We start from the raw sequence: 4,729 nt of genomic DNA, 5'->3' as shown, positions 1-4,729 counted from the left end.
AACCCCCCGCCCCCGGGGCGTCCGCCACGGGCGCGGGGGGGGCCCCCCCGGGGGCGGGGGGGCCCCGGGGCCCCCCCCCCCGCCGGCCGCCCGGCCCGTACCCGACCCGATCGGTCAGCGCCGCGAGTAGTTCGGGGCCTCGCTGACCATCTGCACGTCGTGCGGGTGGCTCTCCTTCAGGCCCGCGGCGGTGATCCGCACGAAGCGGCCCTTGTCCTTCAGCTCGGCCACGTCCGCCGAACCGACGTACCCCATCGAGGCGCGCAGCCCGCCGACGAGCTGGTGCGCCACCGAGGCGAGCGGGCCGCGGTAGGGCACCTGGCCCTCGATGCCCTCGGGGACGAGCTTGTCCTCGGAGAGCACGTTGTCCTGGAAGTAGCGGTCCTTGGAGTACGAACGGGCCTGGCCGCGGGATTGCATGGCGCCCAGCGAGCCCATGCCCCGGTAGGACTTGAACTGCTTGCCGTTGATGAAGACCATCTCGCCCGGCGACTCCTCACAGCCGGCGAGCAGGCTGCCCAGCATCACGGTGTCGGCGCCGGCGGCGATCGCCTTGGCGATGTCGCCCGAGTACTGGAGGCCGCCGTCGCCGATGAGCGGCACGCCCGCCGCGTGGCAGGCACGGGCCGCCTCGTAGATCGCGGTCACCTGCGGCACGCCGATGCCGGCCACCACGCGCGTGGTGCAGATCGAACCGGGGCCGACGCCGACCTTGACGCCGTCCACGCCGGCGTCGATCAGCGCCTGCGCGCCGTCGCGGGTCGCCACGTTGCCGCCGACCACGTCCACCTGGATGTTGGACTTGACCTTGGCGATCATGTCGAGGATGCCGCGGCTGTGCCCGTGCGCGCTGTCCACGACCAGGAAGTCGGCCCCGGCCTCGACCAGCGCCTGCGCCCGGTCGTACGCCTCGTCGCCGACGCCCACCGCGGCACCGACGACGAGCCGGCCCTCGGCGTCCTTCGCCGCGTGCGGGTACTGCTCGGCCTTGACGAAGTCCTTGACCGTGATGAGGCCCTTGAGCACGCCCGCCTCGTCGACCAGCGGCAGCTTCTCGATCTTGTGGCGGCGCAGCAACTGCATCGCGTCCTCGCCGGAGATCCCGACCGTGCCGGTGACCAGCGGCATCGGCGTCATGACCTCGCGCACCTGGCGGCTGCGGTCCAGCTCGAAGGCCATGTCGCGGTTGGTGACGATGCCGAGCAGCTTGCCCGCCTCGTCGGTGACCGGCACGCCGCTGATGCGGAACTTCGCGCACAGCGCGTCCGCGGTGTGCAGCGAGGCGTCCGGGCGGACCGTGATCGGGTCGGTCACCATGCCGGACTCGGACCGCTTGACCAGGTCGACCTGGTTGGCCTGGTCCTCGATGGACAGGTTGCGGTGCAGCACGCCGGCGCCGCCCTGGCGGGCCATCGCGATCGCCATCCGCGACTCGGTGACCTTGTCCATCGCGGCGGACAGCAGGGGGATGTTGACCCGCACGTTCCGCGAGATCCGGGACGAGGTGTCCACCGCGTTCGGCAGCACCTCGGAGGCGCCCGGCAGCAGCAGCACGTCGTCGTACGTCAGCCCGAGCATCGCGAACTTCTCAGGCACTCCGTCGACGTTGTCAGTCATGACACCCTTCCAGATGGTCTTGCCTCAGCGCGGACTCCCATGCTAACGGGATCGGCGAGCCGCAAATTCCGCCCACGGCCGGCACCGGGCCCACCCCGCCACATTCGGGCCGCCCGACCCGTCCCCACCGGACTTCCGTCCCCCTGCCACCCGGCCGTCCGTCCCACTCGGCGGGAGCCCTGGCGAGAGCGCGATGGGAACCCGCCGGGAAGCCAAGCCGAAAGCACACGAAAGCGGGCGCCACGGCCCAGCCGCAACGCCCGCTTCCCTTGCCCAGACTGCTCTCGTACGAGCTGACCGCCCGCACCAGCACCGGTCCATTTCGTACGCGCCAACTGGCCCCGTACGCACCCACTGGTTCCGCACGGGCCTGCGCGCCGACCGGCCCGGCCACGGCAACCGCTTCCGCGCCCGCCGACCACCGGGCCGCGCACGGCTCCGGCCGCTCCTGCTGCCGCTCCCGCTACTGCTCGGCCAGTGCCCGCAGCCGGCTCAGCGCGCGGTGCTGGGCAACCCTGACGGCGCCCGGGGACATGCCGAGCACCTGGCCGGTCTCCTCGGCGGTGAGGCCGACGGCGACCCGGAGCAGGACCAGTTCGCGCTGGTGCTCGGGGAGGTTGGCGAGCAGCTTCTTCGCCCAGGCGGCGTCGCTGCTGAGCAGTGCGCGCTCTTCGGGGCCGAGGGAGTCGTCGGGCTGCTCGGGCATCTCGTCGGACGGCACGGCCGTGCTGCCGGGATGGCGCATCGCGGCCCGTTGCAGGTCGGCGACCTTGTGCGAGGCGATGGCGACGACGAAGGCCTCGAAGGGCTTGCCCGTGTCGCGGTACCGGGGCAGCGCACACAGCACGGCCAGGCAGACTTCCTGCGCCAGGTCGTCCACGAAGTGCCGGGCGTCCCCCGGCAGCCGGGACAGCCTGGTGCGGCAGTAGCGCAGGGCGAGTGGGTGCACGAGGGCGAGGAGGTCGTGGGTGGCCCGTTCGTCGCCCGCGGTGGCGCGCCGGACGAGGGTTCCGATCTCACCAGGACCCGCGGCCACAGCCGACCCAGGCTTCTCGTCGTCACGCATCGGTCCATGGTGCCTTGGCGCCGTGGCTTCCGTGGCACCGCGTCCGTGGTTGTGCGTCGAAGCGTTATACGCGGGAGCATTCGCACTCAACTCGCACGCCCTCCCCTCACGCTTGACCAAGCCGTCCCCGAGGAACTCCATGTCTCAAGGATGCGGCAGCGCGAGCCGAACCGACACAAGCGGCCGGCACATCTGCCCCGCAAGGTGCCCTTCAGGCGCCCGCGCCAGCAGCTTCTTCGCTGGTCAAGCGCTTGCAAAGGAAACCGTGGAACGTACTCAAATCCATACCGGAGGAGTCCGTTCCCGCTGCCCCCGCCCACCGCTCGGCGGACGGGGAGCGTCCCACCCACACCTCGTCCCGCGGGGTGACGCCGACGGCCAGCGGCGCCGTTGGCGTCCTCCACCCAGCGAGCAGAAGGCAGGTGTTCCATGGCGAGCGGTGCCTAGCGGACCAGGCCCCAGCGGAAGCCGAGCGCCACGGCGTGCGCCCGGTCCGATGCGCCGAGCTTCTTGAACAGGCGCCTCGCGTGGGTCTTGACCGTGTCCTCGGAGAGGAACAGCTCACGGCCGATCTCGGCGTTCGACCGGCCGTGGCTCATGCCTTCGAGGACCTGGATCTCGCGGGCGGTGAGGGTGGGGGCCGCGCCCATTTCGGCCGACCGCAGCCGGCGCGGCGCGAGCCGCCAGGTCGGGTCGGCGAGCGCCTGGGTGACCGTGGCCCGCAGTTCGGCGCGGGAGGCGTCCTTGTGCAGATAGCCACGGGCGCCGGCGGCGACCGCGAGGGCCACGCCGTCCAGGTCTTCGGCGACCGTGAGCATGATGATGCGGGCCCCGGGGTCCGCGGAGAGCAGCCGGCGCACGGTCTCCACACCGCCGAGCCCCGGCATCCGTACGTCCATCAGAATCAGGTCCGAGCGGTCGGCGCCCCAGCGGCGGAGGACTTCCTCGCCGTTGGCCGCCGTCGTCACACGCTCGACGCCGGGCACGGTCGCCACCGCACGGCGCAGTGCCTCTCGGGCAAGCGGGGAGTCGTCACAGACGAGGACGGAAGTCATGGCCGCCCTCCGGAGCTGATGCGCGTCACCTTGAGCCTCCAGGCTGGGTACTTTTCGTCACCTGAGCGGTTGAGTCGTCGGACAACTGCCCGAGCGCTTCATTCACCAACCGCCTCGCACTCTCAACGACGGTCACCCGAAAGAGTTACGGGCTCAGCCACCCCCCTTCAGCACGCTACGTGAGGGGAGGAACACGTTCCGTGGGGCGGCCCGACGACAACGCCTTCTTCGAATCCTTTGCCCTATTTGGTGGCTTTTACTTCATTTCGGCATCGTCTATGACTAGATTCGCAATGAGTCATATTTACATCTGCTTACACGGCGGATGGACGACCACGGGCCATGACGTCCGCACCAGATCGCCTCCAAGGGGATAGCAATGGCAGATTTCTCCCGCCTTCCCGGACCGAACGCCGACCTGTGGGACTGGCAGTTGCTGGCAGCGTGCCGAGGGGTCGACAGCTCGCTCTTCTTCCACCCCGAGGGCGAGCGCGGCGCGGCCCGCAGCGCCCGCGAGACCTCGGCCAAGGAGGTGTGCATGCGCTGCCCCGTACGGGCGGAGTGCGCGGCACACGCCCTCGCCGTGCGGGAGCCCTACGGCGTGTGGGGCGGCCTCACCGAGGACGAGCGCGAGGAGCTCATGGGCCGCGCGCGGCACCGCGCCATCGCGGCGTCCAGCACCCCGACGGGCTGACGCCCACCACGACCAGCAGAAACGTTTTCTCGCGACGGGCTGGTCACCCCTGAGCCTGCTCGCCCCCGCGCCGCCCCGCAACCCCCGCGCCGCCCTATCAACTGACCATCACGCCGGCCGCACCTTCACCCGGCCGGCGCAACGTGGGGCAATCGGTGGGGGAATCGGTGGGGCCGGCCGTCGCCGGCCCGGCGCCGCCCCCCGCCGCCGCCGCCGGGCGCGCCCGCAGCCGGGCGGGGGGGGGGGGGGGGGGGGGGGGGGGCCCGCCCCCGCGCGGGCGGGGGGGGGGGGGGGGGG

The 4,729-nt window shown here is 71.9% G+C and carries 4 protein-coding genes; 1 reads left to right on the top strand and 3 read right to left on the bottom strand.

What is annotated here, in order from left to right; all coding sequences use genetic code 11:
• Positions 1 to 114 precede the first annotated feature (114 nt).
• The 3 genes from guaB to AAHZ94_RS28675 form a co-directional block, all read right to left on the bottom strand.
• Entirely contained in the window at positions 115 to 1,617 is a 1,503-nt protein-coding gene (gene guaB / locus AAHZ94_RS28685) for an IMP dehydrogenase (RefSeq protein ID WP_349996508.1), read from the bottom strand.
• A gap of 463 nt (positions 1,618 to 2,080) precedes the next feature.
• Complete coding sequence (locus tag AAHZ94_RS28680) at positions 2,081 to 2,683, bottom strand: sigma-70 family RNA polymerase sigma factor (RefSeq protein ID WP_349996506.1); 603 nt, start codon at positions 2,681 to 2,683, stop codon at positions 2,081 to 2,083.
• A 443-nt stretch (positions 2,684 to 3,126) separates the two neighbouring features.
• Positions 3,127 to 3,738 (bottom strand): response regulator transcription factor, encoded by a 612-nt coding sequence (locus AAHZ94_RS28675; protein ID WP_003948568.1) that lies wholly within the window; start codon positions 3,736 to 3,738, stop codon positions 3,127 to 3,129.
• 379 nt (positions 3,739 to 4,117) lie between these two features.
• Here AAHZ94_RS28675 and AAHZ94_RS28670 point away from each other — a divergent pair, with 379 nt between their 5' ends.
• A complete protein-coding gene (locus AAHZ94_RS28670; protein WP_349996504.1) occupies positions 4,118 to 4,432 on the top strand; it encodes a WhiB family transcriptional regulator in 315 nt (104 codons plus the stop codon).
• Positions 4,433 to 4,729 lie beyond the last annotated feature (297 nt).

Origin of the sequence: Streptomyces sp. HSW2009 (genome assembly GCF_040240285.1) — a bacterium.
GTDB lineage: Bacteria > Actinomycetota > Actinomycetes > Streptomycetales > Streptomycetaceae > Streptomyces.
Note: the sequence above shows the minus strand (reverse complement) of the source record. Positions and strands in the feature narration are given on the sequence as shown.